Annotated in this window: 15 protein-coding genes; 7 read left to right on the top strand and 8 right to left on the bottom strand. The window is 56.1% G+C overall.

Translation table 11 applies throughout. The features are described from left to right. The first annotated feature begins 29 nt into the window (after nt 1-29). Nucleotides 30-1,043, top strand: coding sequence for a tRNA dihydrouridine synthase DusB (gene dusB / locus Poly41_RS08610; RefSeq protein WP_261344890.1), 1,014 nt, complete (start codon nt 30-32; stop codon nt 1,041-1,043). A gap of 960 nt (nt 1,044-2,003) precedes the next feature. Beyond that, the gene (locus Poly41_RS08605) at nt 2,004-3,617 is read left to right on the top strand and encodes a sulfatase-like hydrolase/transferase (protein WP_146525485.1); all 1,614 of its coding nucleotides are present in this window, start codon (nt 2,004-2,006) and stop codon (nt 3,615-3,617) included. Nucleotides 3,618-3,666: 49 nt separating this feature from the next. Here the strand turns inward: Poly41_RS08605 and Poly41_RS08600 are convergent, their stop codons facing one another. Continuing rightward, nucleotides 3,667-4,704 (bottom strand): AraC family transcriptional regulator, encoded by a 1,038-nt coding sequence (locus tag Poly41_RS08600; RefSeq protein WP_146525484.1) that lies wholly within the window; start codon nt 4,702-4,704, stop codon nt 3,667-3,669. A gap of 164 nt (nt 4,705-4,868) precedes the next feature. After that, nucleotides 4,869-7,331 carry a DUF4159 domain-containing protein gene (locus tag Poly41_RS08595; RefSeq protein ID WP_231615517.1) on the bottom strand — a complete coding sequence of 821 codons (2,463 nt, stop codon included), beginning with the start codon at nt 7,329-7,331 and terminating at the stop codon, nt 4,869-4,871. On the opposite strand from Poly41_RS08595, the gene Poly41_RS08590 reads away from it, so the two are divergent. From Poly41_RS08590 to Poly41_RS08575, 4 genes are all read left to right on the top strand, one after another. Further along, entirely contained in the window at nt 7,330-8,403 is a 1,074-nt protein-coding gene (locus Poly41_RS08590; RefSeq protein ID WP_390621409.1) for an AAA family ATPase, read from the top strand. The genes Poly41_RS08595 and Poly41_RS08590 overlap by 2 nt on opposite strands. A 137-nt stretch (nt 8,404-8,540) precedes the next feature. Continuing rightward, the gene (locus Poly41_RS08585; RefSeq protein WP_146525483.1) at nt 8,541-9,428 is read left to right on the top strand and encodes a DUF58 domain-containing protein; all 888 of its coding nucleotides are present in this window, start codon (nt 8,541-8,543) and stop codon (nt 9,426-9,428) included. A gap of 347 nt (nt 9,429-9,775) precedes the next feature. Further along, nucleotides 9,776-12,268, top strand: a complete 2,493-nt coding sequence (locus Poly41_RS08580) for a BatA domain-containing protein (RefSeq protein WP_146525482.1) — start codon at nt 9,776-9,778, stop codon at nt 12,266-12,268. Next, nucleotides 12,265-14,535 carry a glutamine amidotransferase gene (locus Poly41_RS08575; protein ID WP_146525481.1) on the top strand — a complete coding sequence of 757 codons (2,271 nt, stop codon included), beginning with the start codon at nt 12,265-12,267 and terminating at the stop codon, nt 14,533-14,535. The genes Poly41_RS08580 and Poly41_RS08575 overlap by 4 nt, the downstream gene beginning before the upstream one ends. On the opposite strand, the gene Poly41_RS08570 is transcribed toward Poly41_RS08575, so the two are convergent. The 3 genes from Poly41_RS08570 to Poly41_RS08560 are packed head-to-tail and all read right to left on the bottom strand — an operon-like array spanning nt 14,532 to nt 17,128. Next, entirely contained in the window at nt 14,532-15,086 is a 555-nt protein-coding gene (locus tag Poly41_RS08570; protein WP_146525480.1) for a GNAT family N-acetyltransferase, read from the bottom strand. The two genes, Poly41_RS08575 and Poly41_RS08570, sit on opposite strands and share 4 nt — an antisense overlap. Next, the gene (locus Poly41_RS08565; protein WP_146525479.1) at nt 15,071-16,147 is read right to left on the bottom strand and encodes an aldo/keto reductase; all 1,077 of its coding nucleotides are present in this window, start codon (nt 16,145-16,147) and stop codon (nt 15,071-15,073) included. Before Poly41_RS08565 ends, Poly41_RS08570 begins: the two co-directional genes overlap by 16 nt. A gap of 42 nt (nt 16,148-16,189) precedes the next feature. Further along, nucleotides 16,190-17,128, bottom strand: a complete 939-nt coding sequence (locus Poly41_RS08560; RefSeq protein WP_146525478.1) for a ThuA domain-containing protein — start codon at nt 17,126-17,128, stop codon at nt 16,190-16,192. A 334-nt stretch (nt 17,129-17,462) separates the two neighbouring features. Between Poly41_RS08560 and ruvX the strand changes: the two genes are divergently transcribed. Further along, nucleotides 17,463-17,975, top strand: a complete 513-nt coding sequence (gene ruvX / locus Poly41_RS08555) for a Holliday junction resolvase RuvX (RefSeq protein ID WP_146525477.1) — start codon at nt 17,463-17,465, stop codon at nt 17,973-17,975. 103 nt (nt 17,976-18,078) lie between these two features. Here ruvX and Poly41_RS08550 read toward each other — a convergent pair whose 3' ends face one another. The 3 genes from Poly41_RS08550 to Poly41_RS08540 form a co-directional block, all read right to left on the bottom strand. Next, on the bottom strand, nt 18,079-18,285 hold the full coding sequence (locus tag Poly41_RS08550; protein ID WP_146525476.1) for a hypothetical protein: 207 nt from the start codon (nt 18,283-18,285) through the stop codon (nt 18,079-18,081). A 265-nt stretch (nt 18,286-18,550) separates the two neighbouring features. Continuing rightward, on the bottom strand, nt 18,551-18,895 hold the full coding sequence (locus Poly41_RS08545; RefSeq protein WP_146525475.1) for a hypothetical protein: 345 nt from the start codon (nt 18,893-18,895) through the stop codon (nt 18,551-18,553). A gap of 14 nt (nt 18,896-18,909) precedes the next feature. Continuing rightward, the gene (locus Poly41_RS08540) at nt 18,910-19,845 is read right to left on the bottom strand and encodes an ATP-binding response regulator (RefSeq protein ID WP_146525474.1); all 936 of its coding nucleotides are present in this window, start codon (nt 19,843-19,845) and stop codon (nt 18,910-18,912) included. Nucleotides 19,846-20,082: the final 237 nt, after the last annotated feature.

The following is a 20,082-nucleotide window of genomic DNA, read 5'->3' as shown; positions in this document are numbered from 1 at the left end:
ACAGAGCGTTTCGTTTCCGAAGGATGCTCGTGCCCGCTCCGTTAAGAATCGGCGACCTTGTCGTCGATCCGCCGATTTTGCAAGCCCCAATGGCAGGGTTTACCAACGCCGCCTTTCGCCAAATTGTGCGAGAATTTGGCGGTTCGGGGCTGCTTGCGACCGAGATGGTCAACGCCCGCGGCTTTGTTTGGCTCGATGAGAATGAGGCGGAGCATCCGGATCGTTTGTGGGGTGTCGCCGACGAACCCCGCCCGTTGGCGGTTCAAATCTGGGACAATGACGCCGCAACCATGGCCAAGGTCGGTCGCCGCTTGGTCGAGGAGTATCGTGTCAGCATTGTCGATATCAACTTCGGTTGCCCGGTCCGTCAGGTGACGGAAAAGGCCCACAGTGGTAGTTACTTGTTGCGTGAACCTCAGCGGATGTTCGAGATCATTCAGCGGCTGGTCAAAGCATGCCGCCCTACCCCCGTGACGGCAAAAATCCGACTGGGGTGTTCGCCCGAGAACGTCAACTGTAACGAAGTGGCTCGGGTGGTCGAAGAGGCCGGTGCGGCTGCGTTGACGGTCCATGGCCGCACGGCAAAGGACATGTTTCGCGGCAATGCCGACTGGGAGCGAATCAGTGAGATCAAGAGTCACTTACGCGCGATCCCGCTGATTGGAAACGGTGACTTGGATTCGGCCGAGAAGGTCGTCGCTGCGTTTGACAACTACAACGTCGATGGCGTGATGATTGCTCGTGCTTGCCTCGGTCGACCGTGGCTGTTTGCTCAAGCTGCGGCGGCGCTTCGTGGCGAAACAATCCCCCCCGAACCAACCTTGGCCCAACAACGCGACGTGATGCTGCACCACTATCGTTTGGTGACACAGCGTTTTGGAGAAGACAAGGGAACCATTCTGATGCGCAAGTACGCCTGCTGCTATGCTCAGGGAAAACGGGGCGCAAGGCATTTCCGAAGCCACGTCGCAAGCGTTTCGAGCGCGGAAGAATTTTACGCAATCGTGGACCAACACTTTCCCATAACGGATCCGCAACCGTAAAATGGCCCCACAAGGCCAGGCTTGGCCCCCACGCTGCGACTTCGTGGTGTCGCTTCCTTCCCCTCCTCAAGAGGTCGTGCCGTTCTTAAGTTGTTAATCGAAAATGACTTACAAGATTTCCCTCCCGCTGCGCGGCTCGTTGTACCCCACATCCTAATCCGGTGATATGTTTTTGGCTCCTGGTCCGAATGTGTTCCATGCGTTGGACAGGTCGTGGCAGCGTTGCATTCCGATCCACAAGGACTGCGTCGCTTGTCCGATTTTTGCGAAGGTGTAAGCTTGCTGAGGCTCTAACGCACATAGGTTTTTTGGCTCATCCGGCGGAAGCGTGCGCAGGAGGTTTTCGAGGCATCTCTCCGATGTCCCATCATTGCTGGCAGGAGCTATTTTCACTTGTTATCGTGCCGTTGCCGGTAGAAACGAAGTCGAGCTCTGCAGAGGTGCAACTTGACAAGGGATATCCCGGTCGACGGTGCGCCAAGGGTGCTACCGGTTCCCGGCGGACGACCGACCGTCGGGGACTCTTTTCTAAGAGATCATTGGACACCGGAGCCATACCTCCAAAAAACCTTGAGTCTGGGTTCCGCGCGCTTCGGTCGGATGAGCCGGTTTTTTGACCGAGGAGTCCGAGAGCCACCGCACCCATGAACCGGACCTCCGTGCAACAGGCTTGCCCATGTTCGCAGCACCAGCGCGAACCGCAAGGCAACAATCATTCGCAGCGGTTTGTCGAAAGTCCAGAGCGAAATCTCGTCACCTACCCCGCAGATGTATTAGACACCACCCGAGATGCGCGGTACAACGAGCGCTGCGCGGGCAGGGGTGGATGGATACCTAAACACTGTATTCGTTACAACTTAAAAACGGCACGACCTCACCATGGGAAAGGTGACATTGCTAAGCTCTTATTGAAAAACAACATAAAAACTGCATGACTTTCAAACCTTGGAATCCCGCCTGATGAAGATATTCGGTATCCTGCTCGGCCTGTTGCTTGGTGTAGTTTCGACGCAAGCCACTCCGCCCAACATTCTGTTCGTGCTTTCCGACGACCATAGCTATCCCTACCTTGGATGTTATGGACGCTCCGAGATGAAAACACCATCGCTCGACCGAATGGCTGCCGAAGGGATGATGTTTAGGCGAATGTTTACGGCTGCCCCTCAATGTGTGCCATCGCGAGCAGCGATCATGACCGGTCGCTCCGCAGTCGCTTGCCGAATCACGCGATTCTCCTCTCCCCTGCCCCAAAACGAAATCACTTTTCCGGAGATTCTAAAAAACGAAGCGGGGTACTTTGTTGGTGTTTGTGGACGCAGCTACCACTTGGATGGTTCCGGTCGTGCTCCAGAAGCAACGCTCCGTGTTTTTGAGCAGTATCAAATGAAGACCTTTTCCGATCGCTTTGATTATGTCGACGCCAGCGGACAAGGAAGGGTTCCCGAGACGATGACGGAGTTCTTTGATCAACGTCCGAATGACAAACCCTACTTTTTGTGGGTGAATTTTAGCGACCCTCATCATCCTTGGAACACTGGCAAGAATGCTCCCGACGCGGAACAGCTCGAAGTTCCCGGCTACTTGCCCGATCTGCCCGGCGTTCGAAAGGATCTTTCGGATTATGAAGGAGAGATTGAACATTGCGACGCCGACTTCCAACGCGTACTGGACATCGCTGGTGAACGAGCAGGATTGGAAAACACGCTTGTCTTTTTCATGGGCGACAACGGCATGGCCTTTCCCAGCGGCAAAGGCTCGCTGCACGACCCCGGACTCAATGTGCCATTGCTGGCGTGGTGGCCTGGGGTGATCGATCCAGGCGGTGATTCGAGCGTTCTGCTTTCGGGCGAAGACATTGCTCCGACCTGTTTGGAAGCGGCTGGACTACCGGTTCCAGAACGAATCAGCGGCATTAGCTTTCTGCCGCTGCTGAGGGGCGACGCGTTTTCAAAGCAGCGCACCACTGTATTTGCAGAACGTGGTCCACACGGTAGCGCATCCTTCACGCTCAACACGACGGCCAGTGCAGTGGACTACAGCCGCTGCGTTCGCACCGAGCGCTACAAGTTAATCTACAATGTGACACCCCACCAGCCTTACTCGCCAGTCGACAGTGCGCGTAACCCCAGTTGGCAAGAGATCACCGAAGCTCATGGCGATCATCGCTTGGCAACGGAGTTTGAGAATCTGTACTTTACCACTCCGAGGCCCGTGTACGAGTTGTACGATTTGCAGGAAGATCCCAACGAGTTGCACAACCTGTATGGCCATTCAGACTATGAAACCATCACGCATGAATTGAAGGTGGCGCTTCAGGAGAAAATGATCGTTGACTTCGACTACTTACCGCTGCCAATCGCACCTCCCTCGCGCAGCAAGGCGAGCTCCCAAGGAAAGCAAGACCGAACCGTGACCTTTCAACGGCTCGATACGAATGCAGACGGCAACTTGACGTTTGACGAATTCAGTGTCACTCGCGACGAGAGTGAAGCCAAACGCTGGTTCCAACTTCGCGACAAGAACAGCGACTCAAAACTTGACCAGGCGGAATACATCAACCCTGCGGCGATGTAGCTCGGCTGCAACGACCCTCCGGCGCGCGATGGGGCCATCACGCGGCACCTCATGTCGATGTCGGCGGGGATTTGGCAGCGGCACTGTTTCGATACTCACGCGGCGCGACGCCGAAACGGCGACGAAACGCCGTTGCAAAGTACTGACTTGATGCGAATCCACATTGATGAGTCACCTCGGTGATGGCGAGGTCTGGGTGCTCGACCAACAGCCGTGCCGCCCTTTCAAGTCGCAAGTGGTTCAGGTATTGCAACGGCGACATGTTGGTGAGTTGCTTACAATGCGAACTGAACTGCGTGACCCCCAGCCCGCAACAGTTCGCCATTTTGCGGACCGTCCAATCTTGAACAAGCTGCTGCGGTGCCTCTTGCAGATCGGCCAACAACAATTCGACGGTACGCTGCGTCTTCGACAAAGCTCGATCAAGGGAGGGATCGGCTCGCCGAAGCATCTCGAGGGTCAAGAGAAGCAGTTCATTGATCAACACCGCAAGCCTCGACACACTGCTACCGCTTGCCGTGCTTTCGACAGCAGACGCGATCTTCTGAAAACAGGCCAAAATCTCGGGGCCGCCCGGCCAAACGGGATGCTCATTGTGACGCAGCATATCCGTCAACTCGTCGCGATCGCTTCGAGACAGCACGATCCAGGACGGCCAACGCCATCGTTGATGGGGACGACGAACGTTGACGTCAAGAATTAACCAATGCAACCGACTTGCCCGGACATGCGGCATCCCAACGCAATGTGCTTGCCAAGGTCGCGTGATCGTCAAATCACCGGCTTGAAGCTCGTGGGCTGGGCCACCGACGCTGAATCCGAGATGCCCCGTTTCCAGTAACGTCAATTCAATGCCTTCGTTACGGTGCCAGTCGAGTCCCCAATCTTGATCATGGATGGCGTCCCAATACCCCACCGTCCTTACACCGCTCAATGCTGCGCGAGGCAACTTGTGGCCAGGATAATGCCCACGAGCCAGAGCATGGAGCTGAACCTGATCGGTCTCGATTCCCCGCGCTAACGCTTGACAGGTGTCCGCCACATAAGTCGCTTGCTCGTCTTCAAAGATGGGTCGCAAATTCGACATGGGTGACGCCCAAAATGTTCAAAATCTTTCGCTAGTGGACAACGAACGACACAGTGGAACGATTCCAGCACGATTCGACAAGATCGCTCTGTTCGACAAAGACAACGAATCGATTATGTTGTCCTAACACCTCCCGTCCTTACCCTGCCGACTCGACGGGTGCCTTACTGGTTCAATCCGTACAACAGCATGTTGGCAACGATCTTTGCGGCATCGGCCGTGGGGTAGCCAGGACATTGGACCGAGTTCTGACTCTCCAACGCGCAGCTGACGTCCAGTGGCGAGAAGAACACATTGACCATGTTGTCGACCGTCGCATATTCGAGGATTGGCGGGCCGGAGCGAGTTTCGATCACTTGGCTTCGGCCCCGATCGCTCGGCTCGCGAATCGTGACCGACGACAAATCAAAGCCACCGTAAACGCTCGTCAGTGCCGGATGCGACGCGTCCATCCGCTGCAGCGGAGCATCAGGCAAGACCAAAGCCATTTCCCGGCGAAACGCCTCCGCAAACGCTTCGTTTCCACAAATGGATGTGGCAAAGATCATCCCCTGGTTGCGAAGGAACTCCGCCACCATCTCTCGTTGCGTCAGGTTGAGCGAAAAATCAGTTCGCCCGTGCATCCAGAGGATCGGAACGCGGTTCAAATTGGGGGCTTCGATACCGATCGGCTGATCTGCCGCAACCAGGTCGATTTTGACTTGTCGCCGAATCAGCTCAGCCGCATTCGGAATCGCTCGACGAGCTTCATCACCGCCTGCTCCCAGTGCAAGCATCGCAACGTGAATCGTCCCCCGATTCGGTTCGGGGGCCTCACCGCCTTCGAGAATCGTTCGCTTTTCAAGTTTGTCTTTCAGATCGCGTCCCGTGGCGTAGGCGATCACATTCTCGCCCAGCCGGACCGCCAAGTCGACTTGCCCGCGAACGGCACTCGGAACTTCGTTTCGACCGACGAGCACATCACTAAGCTCCCAACGACACGACAAACTGTTGGGGACATAAAAAACAGCCGTGCGGCAACAAGCCTGGACGCCGTAGACCCAGAAGTCTTTGCCAATCAGCTCCACCGAATCGGGCGAGACCTCGTGCTCGGCAAACCAAACGGGATGGGTCGGCGGCAATCGATCGAGCGATGCCCCCTCGAACCAAATGCCACAGAGTCGACGGACACTCACCTCAAATGCCGATGCATCCCCACATCCGTCGCCGCCATCGGCTTCAAAGAAGATCGTGCCTCCTTGTTCGATGTACTTGCCAAGGCGTTCGACTAATTCCGCTGAAAACGATAGCGTGCTACGTCCGCGAATGATCAAGACGGGCGTCTGCAACAAATCTTCGACCGCGACAACCTCACCATCGGGCGTCTGGCCCACAATCGTTTGCCACGTCAAGTCGCGTCCCCAATCCCGTTCGACTTGACGAACGAGTTGTTTGAGTCCCTCGGGATGCGATCGCCACTCGTCTTGGATTTGGCTTGGATATTGCAACTGCCCTGCAACCACTTGGCGTTTTCCTTTGCTGAGAAACAGCAGTGCAAACGACGTCGCGATCTCGTTGTTGGTTTCCCAGGGGCCGCTACCTGACCAAAAACCTTGAAATTGGTCGTGTTCCTCGAGCAAAGCCTCCGCTCCTTCTCGGTACCAATCGTGGCCGCCTATAAAGCGTCGTCCCGACAGACGACCGACACGCTCGAGTGCATAGAGGTAGTAATAATACGTTGCCGAGTTGCTGGTTCCAGGATTGACTTCGACGGAGAAACTCTTACCAAGCCAATCGAGTCCAGCTTGAACCGGATCGTTTGCGTTGGCGGGATTGCCACAGCATTGAATCTGATCACCGACAATCCTCGAACTCGTTCCCTTCATGCCTCCACGACCGATGATCATCGACGCGATCCCAGCACAGGCCATGCTACCGGTAGGTGGCTGGCCACCGGTGTAGGCCCAACCGCCACCGGACCGTTGAATTGATGTCCAGTATCTAATCGAGCGTTCGAACACGGTCGTGTCGACATCAATGCCACGGTCTTTCGCAGCCCCCAGTGCCAACAGCGCAAACTGCGAATTCGACGGATCTCCGCTACCCATTTGGCTCCCGTACCCCCAAGCGCCCGATTTCGGGCCCCCATTGTTCTGAGTGGCAACCAACTGGCCGACGTTTCGGCGAAGACGCGGTAAATCACCGGCTGCGCCGAGTTGGCAATACACCAACGTTTGTAGTGACAACGAATAGGTATCATCGGGTTCGAAGCTACGTAGATACTTCATCGCCGAGGCAATCGCCGGATCCTCGCGTGAAACGCCAGCATTCAACAACGAAAGCGTACAAAGGGCCGATAAGCCGCAGGAATAGCTTCCGTATTCGTTCCACCCACCGCGAGCATTCTGAGTCCCCCGCAAATAGGCAACTCCGCGATCGATCGCCCGTTGGACGCTCGCCGGATCGACCTCAGCATAGGCTGGTTGAATAAGCAAACTAGGCAACAAGAACGCGATCAAAACGCAGACAAAACGGGTCTTCACGGCTTGGCGTCCTCCCGTCATCCTCGCGATCTGTCTAAGATAGGTCGAAGCCCTTTCGTTTCCGAAGGCGATATTTTCTGCAAAGGAATGTACGTAATCGACCATGACCAATCCTCCTCCTGCCCCCGCTACGCCGAACGAACCCGCTCGAAACGCGGGAGCGGCTCGTAACTTAGGTGATGTACTTCGCGAATTCGCTGGGCACCAACAAACGATGCGTGCCGAGCTTGCAAAAGTCATTGTGGGCCAAACCGACACGATTGAACAACTGCTTGCGGCAATTTTTACTCGCGGCCATTGCTTGCTCGAAGGGGTTCCCGGGTTGGCCAAGACGTTGATGGTCAGCACGTTGGCGGACATCTTGGACGTTTCCTTCAAGCGCATTCAGTTTACCCCCGATTTGATGCCTTCGGACATTACGGGGACGCAAGTTCTTGAAGAAGACGATTCTGGTAAGCGGAGTTTCCGTTTTGTCGAGGGTCCAATTTTCACCAATGTCTTGTTGGCGGACGAGATCAATCGTACGCCACCCAAAACGCAAGCCGCACTGCTCGAAGCCATGCAAGAGCGTCAAGTCACGGTAGGCACCGAAACGTATCCGCTGCCCGCCCCGTTTTTCACGATTGCGACCCAAAACCCGATCGAGCAAGAGGGCACCTACCCGTTGCCCGAAGCTCAATTGGACCGATTCATGTTCAACATCAAAGTCGGCTACCCATCGGCTGCCGAAGAAGAGCAGATTCTGACTTCAACCACTCGCGGCGAAACGCAGCAAGTCAATAAAGTGCTGTCGTCTCGGGCGATTTTGAATATCCAAAAACTGGTTTCCAGCATCGCCGTCAATCCGTTGGTGATCCGCTACGCTGCGAAACTCGTCCGCGCAACGCGTCCCAAAGACGAAACGGCCCCCGACTATGTCCGTGAATTGGTGGATTGGGGCGCCGGACCGCGCGCGGGACAGAACTTGATCAACGGCGCCAAAGCCCTCGCGGCGATGGGGGGCCGGTTTAGCGTGGACCCAAGTGACATTGGGCGTATCGCTGCGCCGGTCCTGAGGCACCGGATTGCGACCAATTTTCAAGCCCAAGCCGAGGGCATGGATACCGACGCGATCATCGCGCGACTGCTCAAGGATGTGCCCGTGCCCGAACCCGAAAAGATGGCCAAGTCGTCCTAGTGGACTGTCAGCACCAAATATTAGGGTAGTGGATTTCGCCAGAAATCCCTAACTCAAATAGTCTTGGGGACTTCTGGCGAAGTCCACTACGTCCCAACTCGAAGTTTTCAACTTGACAGTCCACTAGACTTTCCTCCATGGCTTCACTGTTATCCCCCGAGTCGCTGCAGCAGATCAAACGGCTGGACCTGCGCGCTCGGATGGTGATTCGAGGGTTCTTGCAAGGGCTGCACACCAGTCCGTTCCACGGGTTCTCCGTGCAATTCAGTGAGCATCGCCGATACAATCGCGGCGACGATCCCAAGCTGATCGATTGGTTGGTCTACGCGAAAACGGACAAGTATTACATCAAGCGTTTCGAAGCGGAAACGAATCTGACAGGCTACTTGGCCATCGACCTCTCTCAATCGATGGGCTTTACCGATTCGCAAAGCATGAACAAGTTTGAATACGCAACTTGCTTAGCCGCTTCGTTGACCTACTTGATGACGATGCAACAAGACCCCGTCGGATTGTTGACACTGGGCGAAAAGGTTCATGCGGAACTTCCCGCACGCAGCCGCCGGGGGCATCTTGGTGACGTGATGGCACGGCTGTCCCAACTTGAACCGACCGGCAACACCGATCTTGGCGCTTGCTTGACTCAAATTGCCTCGATGCTGAAGCACCATTCGCTGGTCATGTTGTTCTCGGATTTGCTTGATGATCCCGAACAAGTCCTTGCATCGTTGGCAAGGCTTCGGCACGGAGGTCACGATGTGATTGTCTTCCACATTCTCGATGAAGCCGAAGTGAATTTTCCCTACGATGGACCCGTGCAGTTTGAGGACAGCGAAAGCGGTGAGACGATCACAGTGGATGCGACGGGATTCCGAGAAGACTACCTGATCCAACTCGAGCAGTTCAGAAGTGTTTACCGTGAAAAGTGCAGCAATTTGCGTATCGACTACGTGCCGCTCGACACCAGCATGCCGTTTGATGCGGCGTTGACCGAGTACCTGATGCAGCGCCAAGCACGTTTCTAAATGGAGAGGCAGAGACAGGAAATGAGAGAGCGAAACGAGGCTGACTCCCTATCCCTGGGCTAACGAAAATGCATTCGACCTGGCAAACGACACGATACACTCTGGCTCCCCTCGCCCCACTTGTGGGGAGAGGGGACGGGGGTGAGGGGTTTTCGCCGTGCCAGATTTATAGCTACTTCGTCGGCCACTTGCATCTGCTGAGCCCCCTCTTCCCCAGCCCTTCTCCCCCCGCTGCGCCGGGGGAGAAGGGAGCCAGGTCGATTTCGCTTTGCGGCTTGGACATGTCTACGGCATCTTCATCAGTCCAACCCAACTCCCGAACTCCCTAACCCCAAAATCGCTTCTCAGTGACTTTCCTCAACGCAACCTTAATCTTCGGAGTTCTCGCGGCAGCCGCGCCGGTGGTGTTGCATTTCCTCGCGCGCCGAGAACCGAAGAAGGTCGTTTTCCCCTCACTTCGGTTTCTGACTCAGCGGTATGAGACGAATCGGAATCGATTGAAGATCCGCCGCTGGTGGCTGCTGGCACTGCGAATCGCCGCGATCGCTGCGGTTGCGTTGTTCCTGGCACGTCCCTTGATCCATCAATCGTTGTCGGTCGTTTGGATGACCATTGGTTTGTTCGCTGTGCTAGGGGTTGTCCTATTGGTGCTGGCTTCCATCGCAACGATGCGAGCACAGCCGGCCTCGTTGCGATACACCTTGATCGGGCTTGCCGCCGTCGTGTTGGTGTCGGCTTTGATATGGGGAGCAACGACTTATGCAAGCGGTCCGAGATTGTCGACAGAAACGACCGCACCAATCGCGCTGTCGATTGTGATCGACAATTCGCCCACCGCCGCGTGGAAAACGGCCGACGATGATCGCATGCTACGCATTGGCAACCTTGCCCAATGGATCGTTGCACGAGTCCCAAGAGCCAGCAGGATCGCCGTGCTCGATCGCTCCGCCACGCCACCCGCTTTCGCGTTGGACGCGGCCAGTGCCATTTCGCAGATCGAACAGGTCGAACCGTTGGTGGTCACGCAGCCGATCGAATCCCGGATCGAGGCGGCCATTGGGTTGGTGCGGTCCAGCGAACTGACCAGTCGAGCGGTGATCGTGATTAGCGACATGAGTGAGGCGACGTGGAAAAGTGCAATCCAACAGACTTCGCTCAACGAATTGATTGAATCCGATCCCTCGGTCAACGTGACGCTTTTTGATCTCGGAGCCTTCCGTGGTACAAATCGCCGGCTCTCGAGCGTCAAAATCTACGACCCGACGCCTCCCGCATCGACACCGGTTCCCGTTTCGACGGTGATCGACCTCGGCGGTGATGTAACATCAGCGGATGTTTCGGTCACGGCGGAATTGCAGATGTTCCAACCCAATCCGGCGCTACCGGTTGTTCGTGACGGAGTCATTGAGCGTCCAACCCTACGTAGCGTCGATCGAGTGAGCACGCGAATCCGCGGACGTGGTTCGAGTGAAGTGTTATTGAATGTCCCCCCATTGAGCGTTGGAGCCCATCATGGCCAAATCCGATTGGTCGGCGAGGATCCACTAACCATTGACGATGTGCGGTACTTCACCATCGACGTCTTGCCCGCGTCACCGGTGTTAGTCGTGGGTGACAACCCGGATGAGCCCAAGCGGATCGGCCAAACCATCGCCGCTCCCTCTTTTCTCGACGATCCGAATGCTGAATACCAGGTGGAAACCGTTGACTATCGCGACTTTGCCGTCGCAGAATTGTCCGTTTTCGATGCCGTCATTCTGCTTGACCCGCCAAATGACGCGGTTGCCGACCCCAGGCTGCGTGAGGTGGTTGGCCAAGGGTGTGGGTTGCTCGTTGCCCTCGGACCGGCGGCCGACCGCGAGCAGAAAAGGGACGAATTGTTGCCCGGTCGGGTTCGCCGTTGGCGGGTTCCAACTCCAGGGTCCTTTTTGCAGTTGCCATCCTCCTCCCATCCCATCTTAGCCCCCTTTGCTGACGTCGAGGGGGGAGTTCCTTGGAACGCGTTCCGCGTCAACCAGTATTGGCAATTGAGGCCAGAGGAGCGATTCAGGGAACTTGCGAGTTTCGCTGGCACGGAGCATCCTGCAATTGTCGAGCGAATTGATTCGATGGAACCCGGCACCGACCAAGCACGCGGACGCGTGCTGGTGGTGGCAACGCCGCTTCCAGCCTTGGCCGGCGACGCAGCGGCATGGAACGATCTGTTTAGCGGTAGCGAAGCATGGCCGGCATTCTTGCTGGTTCGCCAAATGGCGGATTACTTGACACAACGCAGTGGAGAAACGTCAACCCTTTTGGTCGGTCGACCGCATGCCGTCGCAATCTCGTCGCAACCGACGATTGTCTCCTCGCGTGATGCTCGTGAACCGGAGACGACTATCGCCGATCGCGACCTCCGACGTTTTCAATTGTTCCCTCCCGGAAATGCCAGCGCGGTACCGATCGATGTCGATCGAGATGCCTCGCAGGTCAGTATTGCAAACATCGATCAACCGGGCACCTATTGGCTTCGCGGCAGAGATTTTCGAGCCGGCTTTTCGGCGAACGTCCACCCAGCCGCAACCGTTTTGGAACGTATCGATCAAGACCAGGCTGCAACACTTCTCGCCAGTGACCGGATCCAGTGGGTAACGGACCAAAATGAGATCGACCTGAGTAGTGATCAAGATGGCCAACGGGTTTCGCTCCACTCGCCTGCCCTGCTGCTTGCCCTGCTGGTCTTTCTGCTGGAACAGTTGCTGGGCAATCGGTTCTATCGAGGGCCAGCGAAGTCGAAACGAGTTGGCACCCACCAGACGGGATCCGAGCCGCCTCGTCTCAAAGGAGCAACCACAGCGTGACGTCCTTGCAACTCGAACCGATTTATGATTCCGCTGTCGTTGCGGTGATGGCATCGATTGCCGTTGTGATCGTGTTGATCCTGGTGACACCGCCGACGGAGAATCAAATTCATCGACGTTGGCTCATCGCTCTCCGCTCGGTCGCTGCGCTGGTCCTTGTGCTGGCACTGTTTCGCCCAGGACTTGTCCGCACCGAGACGCGAGCCGCGGATGCGACCTTGGTCGTCGCGGTCGACGTGTCACGCAGCATGACCCTTCCCGATGATGAACGAGCGGATCGGTGGACGCATCAGCAACAGGCTTGGCAGCAACTAGCCGTTGGCCTGGACGCGATCCGGGAAACCATGAACGTTCGCTTGATGGGTTATGAAAAGAACGCGGTGGAGTTAGCTGCGGTCCAAGATGCGCTCGACGGGATTGCTCCGGAGGGCGAGTTAACCGACTTGGCCGCGGCGGCGACCTCGTCCATCGCGCTGGCACAGGGGCAACCGCTTGCCGGCGTGGTGCTGATGGGCGACGGGACACAAACGGCTCCACTTGAAGGCCCCGGCGCCGAACGCGTTGCCCAAACGCTGAAGGCCTGGGGCGTGCCACTATGGACGGTACCGATTGGGCCCGCGGGCGGTCCGACCGCGAACCGCGATGTCGCGATCGAATCGTTGCCCGAGAGTTACCATTTGTTTGCCGGGAACACCTTCGACGTCAGTTTCCAGGTCCATCTGCGTGGAATGGCGGGGATGGCGGTCCCGGTCCAACTGAACTGGGTCGATCAAGATGGCAACGTGACCGTTGCCGCTCAGCGACGCGTGATCGCCGAGACGGCGAAGCTGACTGAGGGAGTGACCATTCCGGTCCGAGCACCGCAGCCGGGGACCTATCGATTGAATGTCCAAGCAGAAACACAGTCGGGCGAAACGATCACATCAAACAATATCCAAACGGCGTTCGTCAGTGTCCGCGAGGGAGGGGGACGGATTCTGTACGTCGAGGGCGAATCGTTGTACGAACAACGCTTTTTACGGATGGCTTTGCGACGGTTCCCCGACTTGGATTTATCGTACCAATGGATTCCACGTGATACCGCTTCGCGATGGCCGCTTCCTTTGGCCGACGGGTTTCGGCCTGGCAAATATGACATCTACATCCTCGGTGACGTAGATGCCGACGCAATCGGACGCGAGCAGCTGGCGAATCTGGCCGAATCGGTATCCCAAGGGGCGGGCCTTGTGATGCTCGGCGGATACCACACCTACGGCGCAGGCGGCTACGCCTCTTCGCCACTTGCTGATGTGATTCCCGTTCGGCTGGATCCGTCACTTCGACGAGACATTGATGCAGAAGTGCCCGCAAATGCCGCTGATCAGATCGCTGGCCCGCTGGCTGCTCAATTGTCACGCAATCATCCGATCACCGATTTTGGTGGAAAGGACCCTGCCTCGGTTTGGAAACGGTTGCCCCCCCTGCTCGGCGCAAATCGGTGGGCAGGCCCCAAGGTCGCACCCGGAGTGCAAGTCTTATTGGAAACCACGAAAAAGGAACCTTTGCTGGTCATCGGCGAGTATGGACGCGGACGCACGGCGGCACTCGCATTTGATTCCACTTGGCAGTGGTGGCGCGAGGGAAAAAGCGAAGAGCATCGCCGATTCTGGCGACAACTGATGCTGTGGTTGTTGTCACGCGAGGAGGATGCGGGTGACCGCATTGATTTGCAAATGGATGCAAGACGCTTCGCCGTCGACGCCGACATCGCGTTCCAGGCAACCCTTTCGTCCGTCGGCGAAGCGAATACCCCCTTGGATTGGATCGCAGAGGTGATTCAAGAATCGGGCGAGGTCACGCCCGTATCGGATGTTTCCGAAACGTCGACTGCGAGCCAGCGGTCCTTCTCAGGCAAGATCCCTACGCTGCCGCCGGGATACTATCGCTTGAGGGTTCGCCCGACGGATGCAAACGCAACCATCAAACCCGAGTCGCTAGCTTTTCAGGTGATCGACCAAAGCCGCGAAATGTCGTCACCGGTCGCCGATCCTGTCTACCTACGTCAACTCGCGGAAATCACATCCCAACATGGTGGTGGTGCCTATTCTTACGAGCAAATCGACGAACTCATCGCACAAATCACCAAACGGCGGCGTCAAGCGGAAGCACCGGTGATCGAAAAAGCCACACTTGGTGACGACCCCCTGAGCGGTTGGCTGCTCTTCCTACTTTTCACTGGCGCCCTCGTCACCGAATGGTCCCTTCGCCGCCGCTGGGGGCTGGCCTAGAGCTGCTTGGCATCGAGTGGCTTGGCATCGAGTGGCTTGGCCAGAAACAACGTGTTACCAAGTTCCTGCGGTGCAATCGGTGCCGCGAAACCGCAACGCTCGTACACTCGCCGAGCGACGTGATTGTTCTCGAAGACTTCAAGCGTGATCTTTGCGCACCTTCGATCCATTGCTAATCGCTCCACCGCTGCAAGCAATTGTTTTCCGATTCCGCACCCGCGAAATGGTTTGCTGACCATGATGTCGTGAATGTTGATCACGCCGCAAGCTGCAAACGTAGAAAACGATTCGATACAAACAACTGCACCCGCAGCCTGACGCAAAAACGACGTTTTGTCATCGGGGTCGGTTGTGGTGGCGTACGCGATCATCGCATTCACCCCCTGTCGATCCGACATCTCGTCGATCAAATTTGAGGCCGCAAATCGGGGCAACCCAGGACTTCCAATCGCGGCATCCGAAGCGTACTCGTGAAGCAACCTCAATAGTGCTTCGGTCTGTGACGCTTCGTTGTAATCAACAGGGAGGACTTCAACTAACTGAACATGCACGGCGGACCTTCATGGGGGCTGTCGGCATAGAATTCGCGTTGACCCGTATTTTGTGCCACCGACTGCTCGACTTGGTGGAAGACACTTTCACAACCTTCGGATAGCTTCTGCGCTTTGGCAAAGTCTTCGTCCGTTGCCGGCGTCAGCCCTTTCGCTTGATCGATCGCTTTATCGACCAAATCGAGCCAAGACGGCGGTATCGCGGTTGCGACCGGTTGCAACGAAAGCGTGAACTGAAGCGCCATACGAACCTGTTCATCCGTTTCGACCGTTCGATACCACCACTTGCGAGTTTTCTCGACACCCTTGGGCCAACGGCCGTTGCCAAGCGTCTTCATCCCGATCACGGCCGTCCCTTTTTCTTGAGCCAATTCCAACACGGGCTTGCCAAAGCCAATCGTGTAATACTCGACAAAGTTGATCGCGAACATCGCAGTGTCGAAATCAAAATGCCGCAGGGCACGAAGTGCGGACTTGGTCGTATGAGCCGAAAATCCAATGTGTTTGATTTGGCCCGCTTTCTGAGCCTCCAAGACCGTTTCCATCGCGCCACCCGGTGCCAACACCTCTGCGACCTCCTCGGGATCAATGAAGCAATGGAACTGGTAAAGGTCGAAGTAATCGGTTTTCAATCGCTCAAGCGACCGATCAAGCTCCAAACGAGCACCAGCCTTATCTCGCATCTTGGTTTTGCATGACAAGACGTAGTCGTCACGCTCAAGACCTTGCAGGCCGATGCCCATCTTGATTTCGCAGTCACCGTTACCGTACGCCGGTGCCACATCAAAATAGTTGATGCCCCGTTCAAATGAAGAGTGAATCGCCTCATTGCAGGCGTCTTGTTCTTCTCGAACGAGTGCCAGCCCTGGAAACGTCACGGTCGAAACATTCAACCCCGTCTTTCCCAGCACTCGCTGCGGCATTCCCTTGACCACAGACGGAGTTGCTGCGGGTGCAATCAGCGGCTTCTCGGCAGCCGCTTCTCGATCGATGCCAGCAGCAACGAGCGCTCCGGCACCGACCGTGCCACTAACCGTTTTGAGGAAAGATCTTCGTTTCATGATTGGCTCCTTGTTTTTGGCTGAAGTAGATAGGATGGTGGCTTAGGGCGTTGCGGGTGCAAGCGCAGGTTCCTTCTGCGAAGCCGTCGCCGTTGGCGTCGCATCGGCCTGCAAATCACCCAGCGCGTACTGCGTGCCATCGAGAATGTGCTTCAGCATCGCCGGCTTGGCAAAGGTTTCTTCGCGGTGCCCAAAGTTCGTGTAAAAGACGCGTCCTTCGCCGGCGGTCCGAAGCCACGAAACAGCGACTTCACGGGGGCCATCATCGATGCGCTCCGACACTTTCTCTTTGCTCATGTCCAAGCTCACCAACAATCGCAACACCTTGGGCCCTTGATAGGATGCAGGGTCATACTGATAGATTTCGTCTTGGTGCCAAAATCCCTTACCATCAAACGCTTCGTTCAAGAGGTGATCGGGATCGTCAAGCTTGAAGGCCCAAGTCCCTCCGGCCGTCCACGGATGACCCTTAAAAATGCCTCCGACAAGATCCCGACATTGTGGGTACATGTCAAAGTTATCGCTGGCGGCATGAATTCCAATTAAACCTTTCCCCGAGGCAACAAAATCGAGAATGGCGTCCTGATGCTTCGGCGTGGGAAACCTCAGCCGCGTCGTGTTGTTCAGCAGAATCGCATCGTAGTTCTTCAGATTTTCGGCTGTGAAGACATCGTAAGTGTCGGCAAAGTCCGCCGTGAAAGCGCCGGTCTTGCTGCCCAGTTGCTCAATGGCGAGATTTGCATGAGGGATCGAGGTGTGAATGAAGCCTTCGCAGCGAAAAAACACCAAAATGCGGCGGTCTGTCTTGGGCTCCGCAGCCAATTCGTTCGGCACGGCTGCCGCAATCCCCTCCTTCTGCTCGGCCGTGATGACTGCGAAGCGTTCCGCCTTCTTCTTCTCCCATGGGTCGGTCAAATCTGCGGCGATGCAGGCAAGTGGAAGGGCGGCCAACAATAAGGCGAGACAGACAATTCTCTTCATTCGATGATCTCAGTCGGTATGGGGAAGATGCGGATGGCGGGAAACGGGTCGTTCAACGCAGTATGATTTTGGGATACTCAAAGACCTCTGCTGACAGGGATCTCAGCAGCCAGAACGGGTCCTGGCCAACAGCTACAAGAACGATGGAACCCAAAAACAAGTTGATACGGAATACTCGAGGCAGGCAGACTGACGCACGTGACCCGGCCGTTAAGCCTCGTCACAAGCGGAACTTCGATTATAGCGACAAAAGCGGCACGATTGGATCCCTGGGCGATGCGAGGAAAATTGTCGCACGTTTTCAATCGACCCTGCGCTGGCTACGATTGTCAAAATGAAGAGCGAACTCGACAGTAGTGGCTTCCCGACAAATGGCCGAATCGCGGCGATCGATTTTGGCAGCGTGCGGATCGGCGTGGCCATTTGCGACCCCGATCGAATCCTGGCCAGCCCCTATGAAGTCCACTCGGCGATCGATTGGCAGCAAGACGGTGAATACTACCGCAATTTGATAAAGGCTGAGCGAGTGGTTGCGTTTGTGGTCGGACTGCCGATTCATCTTGATGGCGGCGAAAGCGAAAAAAGCGCCCAGTGCCGTGACTTCGCCCGCTGGTTGGCGCAGGAAACGGGACGGCGAGTGCAGTTGTTCGACGAACGATTTACAACCGCGGACGCATCAAACCGAATGGCAGTGGCCGGCTACACGCGAAACAAGAAAAAGAAACGAATCGACGCCGTCGCAGCCTTGGTTCTGCTTGAATCGTTCATCGAAGCATGCCGATATCGAGGAAAAATCGCAGGAGAATCGGCGCTGGATCGCCCTGCCGAAAACGAAGGGCTGGACTGAGCTCGTTTTTGGGCCCAGCCAACGGTTTGCGAACGCACCTTGATCCAAGACCGAGCCGCTTGAGAAAACGACGGCCCTGCATCAAAAAGTGGTCGAAACCAAACTACGCGGCCTCGCTGCAGGCCAAAGCTTCGATGAGATCGGTGAACCGACGTTCCGCTTCGCGACGGCGGCGAATACGTTCGCCGACACTCCACTTCGAACGGATCGCCAAAACACGGCGAGAGACCTCGATATCACTTACCGGAGTCTCATTTTGAACCAAAGTGACTGAATCCGAGACGCTTGCGTTGAGAGTTGCAGTTAACATGGGTGAATCCCTCCTGAAAAGTGTTGAACACGCCTTTATTCGCCTGTAAAGGCGTTTTGTCTTTCTTCACAGCAGATTGCCTTGCCATTTCGACCGACACTGCTGATTACGAATGAGATGAGAAGCATATTGCGCGCCAATACCGCGTACAGACGCCACGATTCCAAATAAGTTCACCAAAAAAACGAAACAACCGTCGCTTTTTTCCGGTGAATGGCAGGTATTACGCGTGATTCGGCGATCGCAAAGAGGACGAACCAATCTACTAGCAACCCCACGTTGCCTGCTGGAACGATGGTAGATCTTGCAATTCCCTGGTCGGAATTACCATCACCATGCACTTTTCAACGGAACCGCCGACCACTGCGGCCACCAATTGCTGCCAGGTTTCCAGCCGGCAAGTGCCTTGCAGGTCGACATATTGAAGCTGCCGTTGGGCGTCGTACAGCATGCCGAAGACCTGTTCCTGCGCGTCGAGGGACCAAACGAATGACCCGTCGGGCTCGAAATGGAGCCGCGGGTGAAGCTCCAACCGGCTCGCAGCCTCCTCAAAACTGGTTGGAATCGGCCCACGATTGGGACCGTACAGGTAGACGTGCAACGATTTCATCGATTCAAAGCTTCCTAAGACGAACGACCTTCATTCGTCTTCGGTGACGGGCGAAGGTCTTTTAACGTCATTCGAATCTCGTTCCCCGTTTCGTTAAAGACCACTTCGTCCATAAAACTTCGGATCAACAAGATCCCCCGACCACATTCTCCTTCCATAATTTCATCAAGCGACTTGGGTCGATTGGATTGCTCGTCGAACCCAGCCCCTTGGTCGGCGACGACGAATTGAGCACGCTGACGGGTCAAATCGGCGGCGACCAGAATTCGACGATCCTTGTACGGCGACTGATGGCGCCGTTCTTCGACCATCTCGGAACGCTTGCCCTCGTGAAGCTGGCGTCGAATCTCCGGCAAATGCCTGACCGGCAACTCGAGATTACCGTGGCACATTGCGTTGGTGAGCGCCTCTTCGAGCGCGATACCGATGTGCATTCGCTGGGTTGGCGAACAGAGGTGCATGCCGAGCAATCCCATTTGCACTCGGTCGACCAAGGGAGCAATCAGCGTCAAGTCATTTTCCAAATTGAAGCGATACCGCGTGTTGGTGGTCGCTTGCACAATACGATCATCGAAGTGGTCCATGTCGCTGACGGCCAACACCTGCTCAACCGTGTCGAGCAAGCGATCGGCGAGTTGAGACTTCGGCACGTAGCTGGCGGCACCCATTTTCAGCGCTTTGAATGCCAATTTGATGTCGTCTTGAGAAGTGACCAACACCACAGGCACTTCGGAATAGGTTTGCGAGATCCGCTTGACCAATTCCATGCCATCCATCTCGGGCATCAGCAAGTCCGTCACGACGGCATCTGGAGTTGCATCGGCCATCATCCGCAGCGCCTCGGCGCCGTTGCTGGCTTGCGAGATCAACCAATCCAAGTCGGAACCGAGCAGGCCGGCCATCACCGTGCGATCCACTTCCGAATCATCCACGATCAAAATAATGGGCATGACAGGCACTCGCGTTGGAAGGGTGTTTGGGCGGGAAGGAAGTGCCAATGATATCACGCCAGCATGCTCGAAGCGAGCTTTCCGACCTCGGCTCGCCCGTTTTTAACGAATTGCCCCTTCGCGCCATCAACGCACCGAAGAGCTGAATTGGGGCGTTTCCATCTCGCCCTGATCAACAGGTCATTCAATTTCGCGTCACCCCTCCAGAACGCCTTGGTATCGACGCAAGTTGCGCAG

Source organism: Novipirellula artificiosorum, from assembly GCF_007860135.1.
In the GTDB taxonomy this organism is placed as follows: Bacteria; Planctomycetota; Planctomycetia; order Pirellulales; family Pirellulaceae; genus Novipirellula_A; species Novipirellula_A artificiosorum.
This window is presented reverse-complemented; position numbering and strand designations above follow the sequence as displayed.

Bases quoted from the DNA above. Each gene is read 5' to 3' on its own strand.
- Poly41_RS08605 (WP_146525485.1), top strand. From the start codon at position 2,004: ATGAAGATATTCGGTATCCTGCTCGGCCTGTTGCTTGGTGTAGTTTCG.
- Poly41_RS08600 (WP_146525484.1), bottom strand. From the start codon at position 4,704: ATGTCGAATTTGCGACCCATCTTTGAAGACGAGCAAGCGACTTATGTG.
- Poly41_RS08590 (WP_390621409.1), top strand. From the start codon at position 7,330: ATGACCAATCCTCCTCCTGCCCCCGCTACGCCGAACGAACCCGCTCGA.
- Poly41_RS08595 (WP_231615517.1), bottom strand. From the start codon at position 7,331: ATGGTCGATTACGTACATTCCTTTGCAGAAAATATCGCCTTCGGAAAC.
- Poly41_RS08585 (WP_146525483.1), top strand. From the start codon at position 8,541: ATGGCTTCACTGTTATCCCCCGAGTCGCTGCAGCAGATCAAACGGCTG.
- Poly41_RS08565 (WP_146525479.1), bottom strand. From the start codon at position 16,147: ATGAAACGAAGATCTTTCCTCAAAACGGTTAGTGGCACGGTCGGTGCC.
- Poly41_RS08560 (WP_146525478.1), bottom strand. From the start codon at position 17,128: ATGAAGAGAATTGTCTGTCTCGCCTTATTGTTGGCCGCCCTTCCACTT.
- ruvX (WP_146525477.1), top strand. From the start codon at position 17,463: ATGAAGAGCGAACTCGACAGTAGTGGCTTCCCGACAAATGGCCGAATC.
- Poly41_RS08550 (WP_146525476.1), bottom strand. From the start codon at position 18,285: ATGTTAACTGCAACTCTCAACGCAAGCGTCTCGGATTCAGTCACTTTG.
- Poly41_RS08545 (WP_146525475.1), bottom strand. From the start codon at position 18,895: ATGAAATCGTTGCACGTCTACCTGTACGGTCCCAATCGTGGGCCGATT.
- Poly41_RS08540 (WP_146525474.1), bottom strand. From the start codon at position 19,845: ATGCCCATTATTTTGATCGTGGATGATTCGGAAGTGGATCGCACGGTG.